This is a genomic window from Gordonia polyisoprenivorans NBRC 16320 = JCM 10675 (assembly GCF_000241325.1).
In the GTDB taxonomy this organism is placed as follows: domain Bacteria; phylum Actinomycetota; class Actinomycetes; order Mycobacteriales; family Mycobacteriaceae; genus Gordonia; species Gordonia polyisoprenivorans.
Window position 1 is genome coordinate 81,198 of record NZ_BAEI01000031.1, and the last position, 17,219, is coordinate 98,416.

Below are 17,219 nucleotides of genomic sequence, written 5' to 3' on the forward strand. Positions count from 1 at the left end.
CGAGCCTCGAGACCCGCCGCACCGATGGGAATCCGGGCCCACCGACGACCGGCGTCAGCCGCGGAAACCGAAGCGTGAGTTGAGTTCTGCGGCGGCACGCTGCACAGTGGCAGCGAGGGCGGGGGCGTCGTCGGGATCGAGGCGGTATCTCGGTCCCGACACGCTCAACGCGCCGATCACGGCGCCGCTGTGATCCCGGATGGGTGCCGCGACCGCCACGAGTCCGAGTTCCAGTTCTTCCTCGGCGATCGCCCACCCGCGGTCGCGGATACGGGCGAGATCGGCGAGCAGGGCGTCGATCTCGGTGATGGTGTGTTCGGTGTAGCCGGGCAGTCCGGCGATGAAGGTGGCGCGCACCTCGTCGTCGGATAGCGCGGCGAGCAGGGTCTTGCCCGACGACGTGGCATGCGCCGGGGAGGTCTGACCGATCCAGGTGTGCAGAGCGACGCTCGAGGTGCCCTGTGCCTCAACGATGTTGACCGCCTGCGTGCCGCCGAGTACGGCGATGTTGGCGGTCTCGCCGAGTTCCGCGGCGAGCATCTCGCAGATCTCCTGCCCCTGTTTGGACAGGTCGAGGGTGGCGCTGGTCGAACTGGCCAGACGCACCACGGTGAAACCGATGCGATACTTGCGGCCGCCAGGCTCCTGCTCGACGAAGCCGCGTGCCTCCAGCGAGCCGATGACACGGGAGACCGTCGACTTGTGCACGCCGAGTTCGGCGGCGAGTTCGGTGACGCCGGCCGCCCCGTGTTGCCCGATGAGCTCGAGGATCTGCAGGGCCCGGTCGACCGACTGGACGGCGCCGGAGCCGGAGTTCTCGGACGGGTTGCTCTCCTTGGTGGGCATGACCCGACCAACTCTAGCCGACCACCCCAGCGGGGGATCGAACACCGAGGTCACAGGGTCTACTTCCGGATGCGCGACATCGCGGGATCCACGGAGACGTCGGGGCCGAGTACCGCCCGATAGGTGGTGCGCTGGTAGGCGACGGACACCTCGACGCCATCCTCGAGATCAGCGGGCAGCCACGCGTAGGCCAGGCAGGCCCGCTGGGTCGGTGACCAGGCCGCGCTGGTGATGTAGCCGACGACCGCACCGCCCACCGATACCGGTTCCTTGCCGAGGACGACGGCCGTGGGATCGGTGAATCGGAGGGTACGCAGGCGAGTCGTCGAGACACGTTCGGCCAGTGCACTCTTGCCCACGAAGTCGTCCTTGCTCATGCGCACCGCGAAGCCCAGGCCGGCGGCATCGGGGGTGTGCTCGGTGGTCATGTCGGTGCCGGCCGACCGGTAGCCCTTCTCGATCCGCAACGCGTTGAACGCTATTCGGCCCGCAGGGATGATCCGGTGCTCGTGCCCGGCGGTCATCAACAGATCCCACAGGCCACGCCCGTACTCGGCGCCGGTGTAGATCTCCCAACCGAGTTCGCCGACGTAGGACACCCGCATCAGCGTGACCGGAATCGGGCCGATCGTCGTCTGTACGCACCGGAAGTACCTGAGCCCCTCGTTGGTGAGGTCGGTGGGTGTCAGTGGCGCCAGCACCTCCCGCGCCGATGGCCCCCAGAGGCCGAGGCAGCAGGTGGCGCCGGTGATGTCGCGCAGCGTCACGCCGTCGGTGGGCAGGTGTCGGGCGATCCAGTCGAAGTCGACGGGACCGTTGGCGCCGACCTGGAAGACGTCGTCGGCGAGCCGGGCGACCGTCAGATCCGAACGGACACCACCCTTCTCGTCGAGCATGAGGGTGTAGGTCACCGATCCCACCGACTTGTCGAGATTGTTCGTGGTCAGCTGTTGCAACAGATCGAGAGCCCCTGGCCCGGACAGCTCGTAGCGGGTGAGCGGGGTCATGTCGTACAGGGCGACGTGGCTGCGGGTGTGGGCGGCTTCGGCGACCGAGATCGGCGACCAGTGCCGCGCCGACCACGAATCCCGTTCCGGTATCCCGAATCCGCCGGCGACGAGGTCGTCGAGCAGACCTTGGTTGGCCTCGAACCATGCGGGCCGCTCCCAGAAGCCGGCTTCCCAGAACTGCGCGCCGAGTGCGACCTGACGGTCGTAGAACGGGCTGGTCCGCACCTGCCGCGGCGCCGTGCGCTGATCGTGCGGGTGGATGACGTCGTAGACCTCGACGAAAGACTGTGAGCTTGTGGCGAGGATCGCGTCGTCGGTCAGCCCGGCCTCCTCGAAGCGGTACAGATCGAACTCATGGGTGTCGACGGAGGCGGCACCGTCGATCATCGACTCGGCGACGGTGCGTGCGATGCCCGCGGAGTGGGTCACCCACACGGCCTCAGCGACCCAGAAGCCGTGCAGTTCACGGTGTTCGCCGACCACCGAATGGCCGTCGGGCGTGAACGAGAAGATCCCGTTGAAGCCCTCCTCCACCTTGCCGGTGGCCAGCTCGGGGAGCAATCGGGTGCTCTGCTCCCACGCCTGCGTGAAATCGTCGGGGGTGAACATCACCTTCGACGGCATCTCCTCGAGGGAGATCGTGGACTCGTGGTCGAGGGCGGAGACATCGGTCGGCATCGGGCGGTGACCGTAGTAGCCGATACCCAGCCGGTCGCCGTGCTCGCGGTAGTAGAGATCCTGATCCTGGTGACGCAGGATCGGCAGCGATGCCTCGGCGACAGCCGAATTGACGCCCTTCCGCGAGGCCAGCGGAGTGGTGTAGGCGTACTGGTGGGCCATCGGCACCAACGGGATCGTCAGGCCCACCCGGCGGCCGAACTCCCGGCCCCAGAACCCGGTGCAGCACACGACGATGTCGGCGTCGAAGGTCCCGGTGGTGGTGCGCACACCCCGGACCGAACCGTTGGACTCGATGACGTCGACGACCTCCTGATGGCCCACGAACCGTGCGCCCCGTTCGGTGGCGCGAGTGGCCTGCGCCTCCACCGCGCGCAACGCCTTGGCGAGTCCGTCGCGCGGCGTGTACAGCCCACCGAGGATCAGGTCGGGGTCGAGTAGCGGATACTTCGCGACACATTCTGCGGGGGTGAGCAACTCGTGGTCGACACCACGGGATGCGGCCCACCCGGCCTTGCGGTGCAGATCACCCCACCGGACGTCGGTGGTCGCCACCTCGAGTCCGCCGACGTGGTTGAAACACCATCCGTCGGGATGGGTCAGCCCGGAGAACTTCTCGCACGTGTAGGCCGCCAACTCGGTCATCGTCTTCGACGGGTTGGTCGCGAAGACCAGTCCCGGTGCGTGCGAAGTCGATCCGCCGGTGGCGAACAACGGTCCGCGGTCGACGACGGTGACGTCGGTCCAGCCGCGCCCGGTCAATTCGTCGGCCAGCGAGGTGCCGACGATCCCGGCGCCGACGATCACGACTTTCGGTGTGCTCATGGGAGGGTTCTTTCGGGTCGGGGTCAGCTGAAGACGACGGTGCTGGTGCCGTTCATCAGAACGCGATTCTCGCTGTGCCAGCGCACGGCTCGCGAGAGGGCGAGTGCCTCGGCATCGCTGCCGACGGTGGCCAGACGTCGCGGGTCGTGGGTGTGGTCGATGCGGATCACCTCCTGCTCGATGATCGGTCCCTCGTCGAGGTCGGGGGTCACGTAGTGCGCGGTGGCGCCGACGTACTTGACGCCCCGCTGGTGGGCTTGGTGATAGGGCTTGGCGCCCTTGAAGCCGGGCAAGAATGAGTGGTGGATGTTGATCGCCCTGCCACGCAACGCAGTACACGTCTCGTCGGAGAGGATCTGCATGTACCGGGCCAGTACGACGAGATCGGCGTCGTACTCGTCGACGAGTCCGAGCAGTCGGGATTCGGCCTGCGCCTTGGTATCCGGGGTGACCGGCACGTGATGGAACGGCAAGCCGGCAGAGACCGCCATCGGCTCGAGAGCCGTGTGGTTGGACACGACCGCGACCAGGTCGCCGCCGAGGGTGCCCGAGCGCCAACGGAACACGAGATCGTTGAGGCAGTGACCGAGCGTCGAGACCATCACCAGAATGCGTTGCGGCGCGTGATCGGTGATCGTGAACTCGGCGTCGATACCGGCCGCGAGATACTCGAAGGCGCGGGTCATCTCCTCGGCGCCGGCCTCGCGCGCGCACACGAACTCCGTGCGGACGAACAACGTGTGGGTGAGCGGGTCGTCGAACTGCCGGTGATCGGCCACCTCGCATCCGTGGCTGTAGAGAAATGACGAGACGGCATGCATGATGCCGCTGCGCGACGGACAACGCAGGGTGAGGATGAACGTGTCAGACATGGCCGGGTCCTTCTGTGCTGGTGCAGTACTCCGCTGCCGCGTCGGTGTGGCAATACTCCGCTGCCGCGTCGGTGTGGCAATACTCCGCTGCCGCGTCGAGCAGCCAGTGGGCGAGGTAGTCGGCGAAGGAGGAACGCACGAGCAGAGCGAATCCCGACGCCGGGTCGTCGCCGGAGCGATGCAGGATGACCCCGGTCTGCGCGAGCAGGGTCTGCGCGGCTTCGTCCGGGCCGAACGATTCCGGTGCGAGGTCGATCGCGCAGCCGTGTGCGAGGACGGTGCGCGCGTGCTCACCCGCCAGGAGCAGGCGGGTGCGCTGCCCGCTGGCATCCATCAGAAAGGTGCCGGGTTGGGCGTCGCCGAGTCGCCCGGTGACCTCGGCGAGGTACTCGTGGCCGGGGATCCCGGGCCGGCACAGCAGCCATTCGTCGGGGCCCAGCCAGATCGCCACCTCGCCCCGGTCACCGTCATCACCGTCGCCATCCGCACCGCCGCGACGGACGTGGCAGGCTGCCGGCAGATCCAGACGCGCGATCGCGTTCGCGTCGGTGGTCCGGACCACCACCTGCGCGACAGGTGACTCGCACACCTGCACCGCAGGGGCCAGGGCGGCGAAGGCGCTCGCCCAGCCGTGCAGGGGCGAGCGAGAAGTACAGGTGTGCTCAACCATCACGACGAGCTCCTTCCGGATCGACGAAAACCGTTGTGGTGACCTCGACTTCGACCAGTCGATCACCGATTGGCACATCGAGGAGGGCGCCGATCCGCTCGCGTCCACCCTTGACCAGGGCGAGGGCGAACGGCCGACCGAGTTCGGCACTGCGGTAACTCGAGGTGACATGCCCGAGCATCGCGACCGGCGGTGCCGGCAGCGTGCGGTCGGCGCGGTGGGCGATGATCTGCGAACCCTCCGGGAGCTTCGTGGCGCTGTCGGTGGGCAGCAATCCCACCAGGTGCTTGCGGTTCGGGTCCTGATTCGACGGCCGGTCGAAGGAGCGTTTGCCGAGGAAGTCGGCCTTCTTCTTCGACACCACCCAGCTCATCCCGAGATCATGCGGGGTGACGGTGCCGTCGGTGTCCTGCCCGATGATCGGGTACCCCTTCTCGGCGCGCAGCACGTGCATCGTCTCCGTGCCGTACGGGGTGATGCCATACGGTGAGCCCGCGTCGATCAGTGCACGCCACAGGGTTTCGGCGTACTCGGCGGCCACGTTGACCTCGTAGGCGAGCTCACCGGAGAAACTCACCCGGCCCAGTCGCACGGGGACCCCGTCGAAGGCGGTGTCGCGCCAGTCCATGAAGGCGAACGCCTCATTGGTGACGTCGAGGTCGGGGAATACCGCGCCGACGACCTCACGCGAGTGCGGCCCGACCACCGGGAACGTGGCGACATGGTCGGTCAGCGACGTCGTGAACACCTGCAGATGCGGCCACTCGGTCTGATGCCACTCCTCCATCCAGTCCAGGATCTTCGCGGCGTTGCCGGTGGTGGTGTAGACGGTGTAGCGGTCCTCGGCGATCCGCATCACCGTGCCGTCGTCGAGGACCATCCCGTCGGGCCCGCACATGACGCCATAGCGCACCTTGCCGACCTTCAGGGTGCTCATCAGGTTGGTGTAGAGCAGATCGAGGAAGACCGGTGCGTCCGGGCCGGCCACGTCGATGACCCCGAGCGTGGATCCGTCGAGAATGCCGACTCCCGAACGGACGGCACCACATTCGCGCAGCACCGCCGATTCCATGTCCTCGCCGCCGCGCGGGTAGAACCGCGGACGCTTCCACTGCCCGACGTCCTCGAAGATCGCACCGCGCTCGATGTGCCACTCGTGCAACGGGGTCCGGCGGATCGGATCGTAGAGGTCGCCGCGGTTGCGTCCGGCCAGCGCGGCGAACGAGACCGGCGTGTAGGGCGGACGGAAGGTGGTGGTACCGGCGTCGGAGACGTCGATCCCGAGGAGTTCGGCGACGATGCCGGAGGCGACGATCCCCGACGTCTTGCCCTGATCGTGGCCGGTGCCGATGGTGGTGTAGCGCTTGACATGCTCCACCGACCGCATACCCGCGCCGACCGCTCGCTCGACGTCGGCGACGGTCGCGTCGCGCTGCAGGTCCACGAAGGACGACTCCGGCTCCGACTGCGGCACAAGCCAGTACACGGCCGTCGCGGCCGGGGTGCGGTCGGCGGTGCGCGGTACACCGCGGTACTCGGGCAGCACCGCACCGAGGGCACGCAGCGCGGTGAGACCGGCCCGCCTGCCGTCGGTCAAACAGGAGCCGGTGGTCAACAGTCCGGCTGCGGCACCGGCAATATCGGTATTCGGGAGGGTGCCGGTGGGCAGGAAGGCGGCGGCGTCGGCGTCGAAGGCGATGGCACCCCGCAGCTGACTCCACAGGTGCGCCGCCGGATTCCAACCACCCGACACCAGTACGGTGTCGCAGCCAATGATGGTGCCGTCGAGCAACTCCACGGCCTCGACGGACTCGTCGCCGATGGCGCGCACCACCGCATCGGAGGTGCGGAGGTCGATACCGAGATGTGTGGCGCGCTCGAGCAGATCCGACGAGACGTGCGGCCGCACGTCGACGAGGGCCGCGATGTGCACACCCGACTCGGCGAGGTCGAAGGCGTCGGCGTACGCGGAGTCGCAGGCGGTGAACACCACGGCTTCTCGGCCGACGAGTACCCCGTACCGGTGCAGGTAGTCGGCGGCGGCTCCGGCGAGCATCACGCCGGGAAGGTCGTTGGTGCCGAACACGATCGGACGCTCATGCGCACCGGCCGCGATGACGATCCGTTTCGCTCGGATGCGGTGCACGCGTTGCCTCGAGATCCGGGTCGCTGCCCCGAGAAGAGAGGACTCGCCGAGATGATCCGTGCGGCGTTCCACCGCCAGCACGAAGCCATCGTCGTAGCCACCGAATGCGGTGGTGCGGACGAGTCGGGTGGTGTGCGGGTGTGCGTCGAATTCGGCGACCGCGTCGGCGACCCACGGGGCGCCGGGGGTGGCGCCCCCGGGTTCGGGGCGTTCGTCGACGAGCATGACCCGCGCGCCGGCGCGTGCGGCCATCACCGCCGCCATCAGACCGGCGGCACCGGCGCCGACGACGAGCAGCTCGGGATGGTGATGCAGCGAATCGTAACGGGCGGTGTCGATGTCGGCGGACAGCTTGCCCCATCCGGGGACGCCATGCGCGACGAGCCCGGGACAGAGTTCGATCATGGTGGCCGGCACCATCGGTTCGCTGTAGGGGGCGTCGATCCCGACCTGGGCGGTGGCATCCTCCGACCACGAGCCGGTGATCCCGCGGACCCGACCGAGATTGACGCTGCTGGTGATGGTGCGGACGCCGTTGGCCAGCAGTGCCGAGGCGAGCGTGTCGCCGGCGTAGCCGGTGTAGGTGACGCCGTCGAAGACGAAGTCGATGGGTCGGGTGCGGTCGATGCGGCCGCCGGTGGGGGTGCGGAGATCGGTGAGTGAGTGGGTCATCGGCGTGGCCCGGGAGCTGAGGTCGACACCGGGGCGGCGGCCGGCGTGCCGGTGAACCGGTAGGTCACGGTGTCTCGGGTGATGGTGAACCACCGTCGGCAACCGGCGCTGTGGCACCAGCGTTCGGCGAGAACACCTTTCGGGTTCGGACGGAAGAACAGATAGTTGGCCCACTCGTCGTTGTCGAGGGTCTGCGGCTGCGCGGGATACTCGACGCCCGCGGCGGCGCCGTAGTGGAACTCGGTCTCCTCGCGCGGCCCGCAGTGCGGGCAGGGAATCAGTTGCATGGGGTTCTCCGGGCTTGTGTGGAGTCGATGGTCTGCGCTGGTGGGTCGGTGGGCTAGTGCGCCACGGCGGCCGCGCCGTGCTCGTCGATGAGTCGACCGGTGGTGAACCGGTCGATGGTGAACGGGGCGTTGATCGGGTGCGGCGCGCCGGTCGCGATGGTGTGGGCCAGGCACCAGCCGACAGCGGGGGTGGCCTTGAATCCTCCGGTGCCCCAACCACAATTGACGAAGAGGTTGTCGTAAGGGGTGGCGCCGAGGATCGGGGAGGCGTCGGGGGTGACGTCGACGATGCCGCCCCAGGTCCGGAGCAGCCGGGCGCGGGCGAAGATCGGGAACAGCTCGACGGCGGCGGCCATCTGTCGTTCGATGATGTGGAACGCGCCGCGTTGGCCGTAGCCGTTGTAGGAGTCGACGCCCGCACCCATCACGAGTTCTCCCTTGTGGGCCTGGGAGACGTAGACGTGCACCGCATTCGACATGACGACGGTCGGATGGACGGGTTCGAGGAGCTCGGAGACGAGGGCCTGCAGCGGATGGGATTGCAGCGGCAAGCCGAAGCCCAGTTGATCGGTGAGAGTGGAGGTGTGCCCGGCGGCGCACAGGGCGACGGTGCCCGCCCCGATGCGCCCGCGTGAGGTGTTGACCGCGGTCACCTTGCCGTCGGTGGTCTCGAACCCGGTGACCTCGCAGTTCTGGATGATGTCGATGCCTGCGGTACTGGCGCTGCGTGCGAATCCCCAAGCGACCCAGTCATGTTTGGCGATCCCACCGCGCGGCTGGAAGGTCGCCCCCATGACCGGATAACGAATGTCGGCGGAGGTGTTGACGATCGGGCAGATCTCGGCGACCTGCTTGGGGTCGAGCCAATCGGCGTCGATTCCGTTGAGCCGGTTGGCCTCGACTCGGCGAACGGAGTCGCGGACGTCCTGCTCGGTGTGTGCGAGGTTGAGAACGCCCCGCTGACTGAACAGGATCGGATATCCGAGCTCCTCTTCGAGACCCTCCCACAGTTTCAGTGCGTGTCCGTAGATGCCTGCGCTCTCGTCCCACAGGTAGTTGGAACGGATGAGGGTGGTGTTGCGGGCCATGTTGCCACCGGCAAGCCAACCACGTTCGAGGACCGCGACATTGGTGATGCCGTGATTGTGGGCGAGGTAGTGGGCGGTGGCGAGCCCGTGACCGCCGCCGCCGACGATGACGACGTCGTAGGTGGGTTGGGGCTCGGGGTTGTGCCAGAGGAAGTCGGGGTGCTCGGGTAATCCGGCGCCGGGAGCGGAGCGAGCGGGCCGAGTGGAGCCGGCGCCGGGAGCGGAGCGAGCGGGCCGTGTCGGTTGGGCGCCGGGAGCGGAGCGAGCGGGGTCGGGGGTCATGGTGTCCTCAGAAATCGATGACGACGGGGGAGATGGGTTCGGAGCAGCAGAGCAGGATCTTGCCCTGCTCGATCTCGCGGTTGCGGATGCCGCCCTGATGGTTCATGACGACGTCGCCGGAGACCTTGGTGACCTTGCAGGAGCCGCACAGGCCGACGCCGCAGGTCGAGGGGAGGGTGACGCCGGCGGCCGCGGCGGCGGCGAGGATGCTGCTGCCCGCGGTGACGTTGACGCGGCGGGCGCGGCGGGTGAAGTCGACGGTGATGCCGGGGCCGTCGTCGTCGGTGGGCGTGGGCAGGACGAAACCGAAGCTCTCCTCGTGGATGTGGGCGAGACTGGCGCCGGATGCGATCAGCGCGGACCGGACGCCGCTGCGGAATTGTCCGGGGCCGCAGAGGAAGACCTCGCGGTCGGCGAGGTCGGGGCACATGCGTAGGAGGGTGGCGGCGTCGAGGCGCCGGGGAGCGGTTGCCGACGGGTCGTCGAGGTGTGCACGGGTGAGGGCGAAGGCCACGTCGAGTCCGGGGTGGGCGACGGAGAGTTGTTCGAGTTCGGCCCGGAATGGGATGTCCTCGAGGGTGCGGGCGCTGTGGATGAATACGATGTCGGTGTGCTCGCCGGAGCGGTACGGCCCGGACGTGGTGCCGTCGGTGGCGGCGCGGATCATCGACATGATGGGGGTGATCCCGCTACCCGCGGAGATGAACAGGTAGCGTTCGGCGCCTTTGCCCATGTAGCTGAATCGGCCGAGGGGACCGCTGGCGGTCATCGTCATGCCCGGTGTCATGTTGTCGTGCAACCAGTTCGACACGTGGCCGCCGGTCTTGCGTTTGACCGAGATGGACAGGGTGTCGGGGCGGGTCGGCGGTGAGGAGATGCTGTAGCAGCGTTGCACGGTGCGGCCGTCGATGGTGACCCCGATGGTGAGGAACTGTCCGGGGTTGAACACGAAGGTGTGGGGTTCGACGGCGCGAAAGGTGAACGTCGTCATGTCGTGGGTCGCCGGGGTGCGTTCGACGCAGACCAGAAGGTGTTCGTCGCTCATCAGGCGCTCTCCGGAATCTGTGACACCGGTTGCGCCACTTGATGTGTGACGCCCAGTGTGGTGCGCAACGCGGTGATGTACCAGTTGATGAAGGCCTCGACCTGGACCTCGGACGGGCCGTACGGGCCGGGAAGGTAGGCGGGGTCGGCGATGCCCTGGTGGGCGAGGGCGACGAGGTCGGCGTCCTGCTGGTTGGTGATCTCCCAGACGCCGGTCAGCCGGTCGAGGTCGTAGTCGACGCCTTCGACGGCGTCGGCGTGGACCAGCCAGGTGGTGCGGACCAGTGTTTGGTCGGGGGCGAGCGGGATGGCCGAGAAGAGCACGGCGTGGTCGCCGGTGATGTGTAGCCACATGTTGGGTTGCAGGTGCATCGAGAGGCGACCGAGTCGGCGATCGGGAAGGGCGTCGGCGAGCGGGCGGGTGCAGGCGACGGTGCCGTCGAGGGTGAACGATTCGCCGGCAAGATCCATCGGCTCACGCTCGATGTGGAAACCGGTTGTGCGCGTGTCGAGTTGAACGATCCGATCATAGGGTAGTCCGCGTCGTCGCCACAGGTCGGTCATCTCGTCGGTGGCCTGACGATATCGGGCGGTGGCGGGACGGAGCCGTTCGGGGATGGCGTCGGAGTCGGCGAAGCCCCAGATCGGGAAGAACACGTTGAGCAGTTCCGGATGCCCACCGCAGTGATAGCACTCGCGGTTGTTCTCCATCGTGAGTTTCCAGTTGCCGTTCTCGATGAGATCGGTCTGTTTGGCGACCTTGGCGTTCCCGAGACCGTGGGGTTCGAGGTAGGGCGTGACGATCGCGGCGACCTCGTCGATGTCGGCGGGCGGCTCGTCGGCGAGGCAGATGAAGATCAGCCCGGCGATCGTGCGGAGCGCGACCGGCCGGAGTGAGAAGCACTTCTTGTCGAAGCCGGGCGCCTGCGCGTCGGCGAACATCAGCCGGCCGTCCATACCGTAGGTCCAGGAATGGTAGGCGCAGACGATGGTGCCGGTGCTGCCGTGGTCGTCGGTGAGCAGCCGGGCGCCGCGGTGCCGACAGACGTTGTGGTGGGCACGGACGACCTGCTCGTCATCGCGGGCGATGATGACCGAACTGCGGCCGAGATTCACCGTGAGGTAGTCACCGGGCTCGGCGATCTCGGCTTCGGTGGCGACGAAGATCCACCGCTTGGCGAAGATCTCGTCGAGGTCGCGGTCGAACCACTCCCGGTCGACGTAGAACGGGGCGGGCAGGCTCTCGCCGACGACGCGCTCGTCGAGGAGCGCTCTGGCGGCCGGGTCGAGTCGGTCGGATTCGGCTCCCGCCTCGGCGGCGCCCGCGACCATGTTTGCGGTCATGGGAGATGAATGCCTCTCTTGGCCAGTGATTTTCACGTGGGAATCGATATGTGGATATGCGCGCCGGGTGGGCGGGCTCCGCGAACCACCCCAGCTACCGCATCAACGTCTGTAGTTGCACTATGCGCAACACCGCGCACGTGATGCAACAAGTGTGCGGTCTATGGCAGACGATGTCAACCGCATCGGAGATGGCCTTTTCCGAGGCCGTCCGACTTGTCGGATCGAGCAATGTTGTGCCGGGCGCATGCCACCGATTTCGGTCCGCAAACCACTAGCCTGACGGGATGAAGCGGGGAGCGCTGACGCGGCTGGTTCCGCCGGCATTGGCCGGCTATCAGCGCTCGTGGCTGCGGGCCGACCTGGTCGCGGGATGCACCCTCGCGGCCGTGGCGATCCCCGAATCGATGGGCTACAGCGCCATCGCGCATGTGCCGGTGGTTGCCGGTCTGTACACGATCATCCTGCCGACGATCGTGTTCGCGCTGATCGGCTCGTCCCGGCTGATGGTCGTCGGCGCGGACTCGGCGACCGCGGCGCTGCTGGCATCGGGTATCGCCGGGCTCGGTGTGGCAGGGCTGGTGCCGGACTCGCAGGCGTGGCTGCAGTGGGCGTGCCTGATCGCGATCGTCACCGGTGGACTGCTCGCGGTGGCCCGGTTGCTGCGCCTGGGATTCCTCGGCGACTTCTTGTCCACCTCGGTGCTCATCGGATTCCTCGCGGGCACGGGTGTCACCGTCATGACCGGCCAGGTCCCCGCAATGCTGGGACTGTCGAGCACCGACGGCTCGATCTGGTCGCGGTGGTGGGCGATCCTCACCCATCTTGGCGACATCAATTGGGGAGCGGTCGGATTTGCCGCGGTCACCTTGGTCGCGCTGCTGGCGGGCGGGCGCCTGATGCCCCGTTTCCCGGCCGCCGTCGTGGTGGTCATCGGGTCGATCGTCGCCGTCGCGGCCTTCGGATGGTCCGCGCACGTTCCGGTGGTCGGGTCGGTCCACGGTGGCCTCCCGTCCTTCGGATGGCCGGGCGGAATGGGCTCGGGAGGAATGGGATTGGGGGAGATCGCGAAGGCCACCACTGTCGCATTCGGCTGTGCGCTGGTGATTCTCGCCCAGAGCGCTGCGACCGCACGCAGCTTCGCGCAGCGGCACGGGCAGAACGCCGACATCAACCGTGACGTCCTGGGGCTGTCGGGGGCCAATCTGGTGGCGGGCTTCTCCGGCACCTTCGTCGTCAACGGCAGTCCCACCAAGACGCAACTCCTCGACGACCAACGCGGCCGCACCCAGGTCGCGAATCTGACGATGGCGGTGATCGCGTTGCTGGTGGTGGTATTCGCCACCGGTGTGCTGGCCCGTCTGCCGCATGCGGTGCTGGCGGCGATCGTGTTCCTGATCGCGCTGCGTCTCATCGATGTCCACGGGTTCGTGCGGATCTGGCGGGTTCGGCGGGTCGAGTTCGGTATCGCGGTACTCACCGCGGTCATCGTCGTCGTGTTCGGTGTGCAGGTCGGTATCGTCGCGTCCATGGTGGTCTCGCTGCTCGAACTGGTTCGACGCCAATACCGGCCCGAACGTTTCGTGCTGGGCGTCAGCGGTGGCGGCCGGCCGCGGTACGAGTCGGCGACGCCGGGCAGTCAGTCGCTGCCGGGCCTGATCGTGTTCCGGTACGACGCGGAGCTGTTCTACGCCAACGCCGGTCGTTTCTCCGACGACGTCATGCATCTGGTCAAGCAGGCGCCGGACCCGGTGCGGTGGCTGGTGCTCGACGCGTCGGCGATGACCGATGTCGACTATTCGGCGTCAACGGTACTCACCGATCTGATCGGCTATATCCATTCCCGCGGTGCGCATTTCGCGCTCGCCGGTGTCGATCCCGAGTTGCAGCAGACACTGCGCACCGATGGGATACTCGCCGAGTTGAATCCCGACCACATCTTCGCCTCACTCGAGGATGCGCTGCGCGCCTACCTGCAGGCGCATCCGGAGTCCGCGCCGCCCGGTTACGATCCGTCCGCGCTCGACCTCCCACCGGAAACCCGGGGACAATGATGCGTTTCTCGTCGGTGGTGCAGGCGTCGGCCGCGGTTGCGGCGACCCGCTCACGCACCGCGAAAACCGCTGTGCTCCGCGAACTCCTCGCCACCGCCGCCGACGAGGTGGGTCTTGTGGTGGCGTGGTTGTCGGGTGAGATTCCGCAGGGCCGCCTCGGAATCGGCTGGCGCACCGTGCGAGGAATCGATGTGGCGCCCATCCCCGACGAGGAGTCGCTGCTGACGGTGTCAGAGGTCGACGACACCTTCACCCGGTTGGCAACGACGTCGGGAGCCGGGTCGGTCGCTGCCCGAGCGGAGTTGCTGGGCAACCTCTTCGGCCGCGCCACCGCCGACGAACAGAACTTCTTGCTCCGGTTGCTCACCGGCGAACTGCGGCAGGGCGCGCTCGCCGGTGTGATGGTGGAGGCGATCATCGCCGTGTCCGAGCAACCTGCGCCCCTGGTCCGTCGAGCGCACATGCTCACCGGATCACTGTCGGAGACCGCGACATCGGCGATCGACGGTGGCCGTGCCGTCTTGGAGGGCATCGGTCTGCAGGTGGGGCGGGCGGTGTCGCCGATGCTGGCGACACCCGCGGAGGATCTCGACTCGGCGTTGGCCAGTCTCGGACCGGATCTCGTCGTCGACCACAAACTCGACGGAGCCCGCATCCAGGTGCATCGCGACGGTGATGAGGTGGCCGTGTTCACCCGCACCCTCAACGACGTGACGGCACGGGTACCGGATCTCGTTGCCGCAGTGCGGGAGCTGCCGCTGCGATCGGTGATCCTCGACGGCGAGACCCTGACCCTGTTCGACGACGGCCGGCCCCGTCCGTTCCAGGAGACGATGAGTCGGTTCGGGTCAATGGTGGAGGAAGATCCGGGGGTCGACAGTGGTCCGCGGTTGTTGCGACCGTTCTTCTTCGATTGTCTCCATCTCGACGGCGAGGATCTGATCGACCGCCCCCTCGTCGAGCGGCTCGACGCGCTGGATTCGTTTGCGCCACATCTGCGGATCACATCGGTGCGCAATCCGACGCCCGAGCAGGCCCGGCACACCCTCGAGGCCGCATTGGCCGCCGGTCACGAGGGGGTCATGGTGAAGTCGTTGTCGGGTCCGTACGCGGCCGGTCGACGAGGTAAGGCCTGGCAGAAGGTGAAGCCGGTGCACACCCTCGACCTCGTCGTCCTCGGCGCCGAATGGGGGTCGGGGCGTAGGACCGGATACCTCTCGAACATCCATCTGGGAGCGCGTGATCCCGATGGGGGTCCGCCGGTGATGGTCGGCAAGACCTTCAAGGGGCTCACCGACAAACTGCTCCAGTGGCAGACCGAGGAGTTCCCGAAACACGAGGACCACCGCGATTCGTGGACGGTCTACCTGCGCCCCGAGATCGTCGTCGAGATCGAACTCGATGGTGTACAACGCAGTTCGCGGTATCCGGGCGGGGTGGCCCTCCGATTCGCCCGCGTCCTGCGGTACCGCCCCGACAAGACCGCCGATCTCGCCGACACCATCGATGCGGTGCGCGGGCTTCTGCGATGAGCGTGTGGGCCGATTCCAGCTCCGGCACAGGCGGTCTCGAGGCTCGCCGCACGCGGCTCGCACCTCGACCAGCGATTGATGAATCGGGCCGTTCCCCATCCCGGTGGTCGAGGTGCCGAGGAGCGCCAGCGACGAGCCTCGAGACCCCGTGTGCCGAAGGGATTCCGGGCCACGGGCACGACCATCCCGACCATCGGGTGGGGATTATCGCTATGGAGTTCTCAAACAACAGATGCGGTCCCGGCCTGGCCGGGTGCGGGGAATCAGGTTGTGGGGCAGCGTGGGTCAGGCTGCTACGTCGTCGAGTCGCATGCTTCTGCGGTGATAGGACGGTATCGGTCGGCGTTTCGGGTCGATGCTGGCGGGTGGGATCAGCCAGGGGTGTCGGTCGAATCCCATGATGATGTCCCATCCGTGGTGGTGCACATCGTCGTGGCAGCTGGTGCAGAGTAGGCAGCCGTTGTCGAGGTCGGTGGGCCCACCATCGGCCCAATGGTGCAGATGGTGTCCTTGGCAGCGTCCGGCGTGCGCACCGCATTTGATGCACCCGCGATCCCGCACCAACAACGCTTTGCGCTGGCCGAGGGTGAAGAAGCGTTTCGCCTCCCCAACACTGAGCGGTACACCGTTGGGATCGAGCATGATCTTGGTGATCGTGGTGTCACACGACAACAGTTTCGCGGTGGCTTCGGTGATCGCACCCATGTTCTGCAAATCCCCGCCGAGTGCCGGGTTGTCCGCCGACCAGGTCCACAACAGTCCGCTGGTGGGTTTGGCCGAGAACGTGGTGTCGGCCAAACCTTGTGCCGCCAACTCCACGATCGTTTCGAACGCGGCGGCGCAGATCTGTTCGGGTGTCCGGGGGTCGGGTGACCCATCCGGCTGAGGCTTCGGCGCCGACAAGGTTTCCATCAAAGTTCTGGTTTTCTCCCCGGCGATGATGTCGAGGTTCGCCGAGATCTCCAGTCGTCCGTCGTCGGTGATGCGGTCGGTGTAGGAGTTGATCGTCTTGTCCTCCGCGGCCGGTAACCCGCCCGGCGTCTCCGCGGCGAGCTCGTTACCCAACTGCCGCGCGTAGGTGGTGATCTCGGCGGGGGTGAAGCCGGCGAAGTAGTGCGACAAGAGTTTCCGCAGGAATTCACACCGTTGCACGGTGTCGAGGGGTTCGGGGCATCGGGTGTCGATGTGCGCCAATCCGCGGACGATGGCATCACTGTGTTCGGAGGAGATGGACCCGTCCGCGGCGTGCGCCAACAACAGATCCACATCGGTGGTGGCGGCAACCCGCACATACCGGGCAGCGACGGCCGGTGCGCAACCCATGCTGATCAACAGTTCCCGCAAACGGGTGGTCTTGTGATCGGCCACGCCCAGCCGGTCCATCTCGCCGGTGAGGGTGGTGGCGTGGTGATCAACCAGGTTCCGCAACAACAGGACTTGTTTCATCGCACCGAAAGCTTGTGGCCCGGTCATCTCCGGATTCCATTGCAGGTCACTCAGTTGGGTGACGATGTCGGCAAAGAGTGCTTCGGCGTCAAGAGCTTCGGTGGTGTCGATCATGGGCCCCTCCCCAGTGGCTGATCGGTGTGGTGGCTCCATCGTACTCGAACATTTGAATTAAGGCAAGGGTGTTCGATGGTTCTGTGGAGGGAAAGGTGTTTGTGGACAACGGGTTTCGGGGGTGGGCTGGCGGAAGTTTTCTGTCGGTGGGGTGTGGTAGGCGGTGCGGTTTTTCGTTTGTCTTGCTCTCGATGTGGTTGGGAAGCTTGTTGTCTCACCGGGTCTCGAGGCTCGCCGCACGCGGCTCGCACCTCGACCATCGGGGGAAAGACTATCGAGCACAGGGGTCTCGACCATCGGGGGAAGACT

12 protein-coding genes are annotated in these 17,219 nt (G+C 67.1%); 2 read left to right on the top strand and 10 right to left on the bottom strand.

All coding sequences use genetic code 11. The features are described 5' to 3' along the window. Window positions 1-54: 54 nt before the first annotated feature. Genes GOPIP_RS07875 through GOPIP_RS07915 form a run of 9 tightly spaced genes read right to left on the bottom strand, consistent with a single transcriptional unit; the run spans window position 55 to window position 11,764 of the window. Complete coding sequence (locus GOPIP_RS07875) at window positions 55-846, bottom strand: IclR family transcriptional regulator (RefSeq protein WP_014358372.1); 792 nt, start codon at window positions 844-846, stop codon at window positions 55-57. Window positions 847-905: 59 nt separating this feature from the next. Beyond that, window positions 906-3,359 carry a GcvT family protein gene (locus GOPIP_RS07880; RefSeq protein WP_006369076.1) on the bottom strand — a complete coding sequence of 818 codons (2,454 nt, stop codon included), beginning with the start codon at window positions 3,357-3,359 and terminating at the stop codon, window positions 906-908. Between the two features lie 23 nt (window positions 3,360-3,382). Continuing rightward, window positions 3,383-4,231, bottom strand: coding sequence for a formyltetrahydrofolate deformylase (gene purU, locus GOPIP_RS07885; RefSeq protein WP_006369077.1), 849 nt, complete (start codon window positions 4,229-4,231; stop codon window positions 3,383-3,385). After that, the gene (locus GOPIP_RS07890; RefSeq protein WP_006369078.1) at window positions 4,224-4,901 is read right to left on the bottom strand and encodes a sarcosine oxidase subunit gamma; all 678 of its coding nucleotides are present in this window, start codon (window positions 4,899-4,901) and stop codon (window positions 4,224-4,226) included. The genes purU and GOPIP_RS07890 overlap by 8 nt, the downstream gene beginning before the upstream one ends. Continuing rightward, window positions 4,894-7,719 carry a 2Fe-2S iron-sulfur cluster-binding protein gene (locus GOPIP_RS07895; RefSeq protein ID WP_006369079.1) on the bottom strand — a complete coding sequence of 942 codons (2,826 nt, stop codon included), beginning with the start codon at window positions 7,717-7,719 and terminating at the stop codon, window positions 4,894-4,896. The genes GOPIP_RS07890 and GOPIP_RS07895 overlap by 8 nt, the downstream gene beginning before the upstream one ends. Next, complete coding sequence (locus GOPIP_RS07900; protein WP_006369080.1) at window positions 7,716-8,006, bottom strand: sarcosine oxidase subunit delta; 291 nt, start codon at window positions 8,004-8,006, stop codon at window positions 7,716-7,718. The genes GOPIP_RS07895 and GOPIP_RS07900 overlap by 4 nt, the downstream gene beginning before the upstream one ends. Before the next feature lie 53 nt (window positions 8,007-8,059). Further along, window positions 8,060-9,376 (bottom strand): sarcosine oxidase subunit beta family protein, encoded by a 1,317-nt coding sequence (locus GOPIP_RS07905; RefSeq protein ID WP_006369082.1) that lies wholly within the window; start codon window positions 9,374-9,376, stop codon window positions 8,060-8,062. Window positions 9,377-9,383: 7 nt separating this feature from the next. Next, entirely contained in the window at window positions 9,384-10,421 is a 1,038-nt protein-coding gene (locus GOPIP_RS07910) for an FAD-binding oxidoreductase (RefSeq protein ID WP_020172743.1), read from the bottom strand. Further along, window positions 10,421-11,764 carry an aromatic ring-hydroxylating oxygenase subunit alpha gene (locus tag GOPIP_RS07915; protein ID WP_006369085.1) on the bottom strand — a complete coding sequence of 448 codons (1,344 nt, stop codon included), beginning with the start codon at window positions 11,762-11,764 and terminating at the stop codon, window positions 10,421-10,423. Before GOPIP_RS07915 ends, GOPIP_RS07910 begins: the two co-directional genes overlap by 1 nt. A 287-nt stretch (window positions 11,765-12,051) precedes the next feature. Between GOPIP_RS07915 and GOPIP_RS07920 the strand changes: the two genes are divergently transcribed. Together GOPIP_RS07920 and GOPIP_RS07925 are read left to right on the top strand one after the other, a co-directional pair. Further along, a complete protein-coding gene (locus tag GOPIP_RS07920) occupies window positions 12,052-13,818 on the top strand; it encodes a SulP family inorganic anion transporter (RefSeq protein WP_006369087.1) in 1,767 nt (588 codons plus the stop codon). Next, on the top strand, window positions 13,818-15,350 hold the full coding sequence (locus GOPIP_RS07925; RefSeq protein ID WP_026920418.1) for an ATP-dependent DNA ligase: 1,533 nt from the start codon (window positions 13,818-13,820) through the stop codon (window positions 15,348-15,350). Before GOPIP_RS07920 ends, GOPIP_RS07925 begins: the two co-directional genes overlap by 1 nt. 285 nt (window positions 15,351-15,635) lie before the next feature. On the opposite strand, the gene GOPIP_RS07930 is transcribed toward GOPIP_RS07925, so the two are convergent. Further along, a complete protein-coding gene (locus GOPIP_RS07930; RefSeq protein ID WP_006369091.1) occupies window positions 15,636-16,910 on the bottom strand; it encodes an HNH endonuclease signature motif containing protein in 1,275 nt (424 codons plus the stop codon). Between the last annotated feature and the right edge of the window lie 309 nt (window positions 16,911-17,219).

Excerpts from the sequence above, each read along its gene's own strand:
- GOPIP_RS07875 (WP_014358372.1), bottom strand. The coding sequence starts at position 846 with ATGCCCACCAAGGAGAGCAACCCGTCCGAGAACTCCGGCTCCGGCGCC.
- GOPIP_RS07880 (WP_006369076.1), bottom strand. The coding sequence starts at position 3,359 with ATGAGCACACCGAAAGTCGTGATCGTCGGCGCCGGGATCGTCGGCACC.
- purU (WP_006369077.1), bottom strand. The coding sequence starts at position 4,231 with ATGTCTGACACGTTCATCCTCACCCTGCGTTGTCCGTCGCGCAGCGGC.
- GOPIP_RS07890 (WP_006369078.1), bottom strand. The coding sequence starts at position 4,901 with ATGGTTGAGCACACCTGTACTTCTCGCTCGCCCCTGCACGGCTGGGCG.
- GOPIP_RS07895 (WP_006369079.1), bottom strand. The coding sequence starts at position 7,719 with ATGACCCACTCACTCACCGATCTCCGCACCCCCACCGGCGGCCGCATC.
- GOPIP_RS07900 (WP_006369080.1), bottom strand. The coding sequence starts at position 8,006 with ATGCAACTGATTCCCTGCCCGCACTGCGGGCCGCGCGAGGAGACCGAG.
- GOPIP_RS07905 (WP_006369082.1), bottom strand. The coding sequence starts at position 9,376 with ATGACCCCCGACCCCGCTCGCTCCGCTCCCGGCGCCCAACCGACACGG.
- GOPIP_RS07910 (WP_020172743.1), bottom strand. The coding sequence starts at position 10,421 with ATGAGCGACGAACACCTTCTGGTCTGCGTCGAACGCACCCCGGCGACC.
- GOPIP_RS07915 (WP_006369085.1), bottom strand. The coding sequence starts at position 11,764 with ATGACCGCAAACATGGTCGCGGGCGCCGCCGAGGCGGGAGCCGAATCC.
- GOPIP_RS07920 (WP_006369087.1), top strand. The coding sequence starts at position 12,052 with ATGAAGCGGGGAGCGCTGACGCGGCTGGTTCCGCCGGCATTGGCCGGC.
- GOPIP_RS07925 (WP_026920418.1), top strand. The coding sequence starts at position 13,818 with ATGCGTTTCTCGTCGGTGGTGCAGGCGTCGGCCGCGGTTGCGGCGACC.
- GOPIP_RS07930 (WP_006369091.1), bottom strand. The coding sequence starts at position 16,910 with ATGATCGACACCACCGAAGCTCTTGACGCCGAAGCACTCTTTGCCGAC.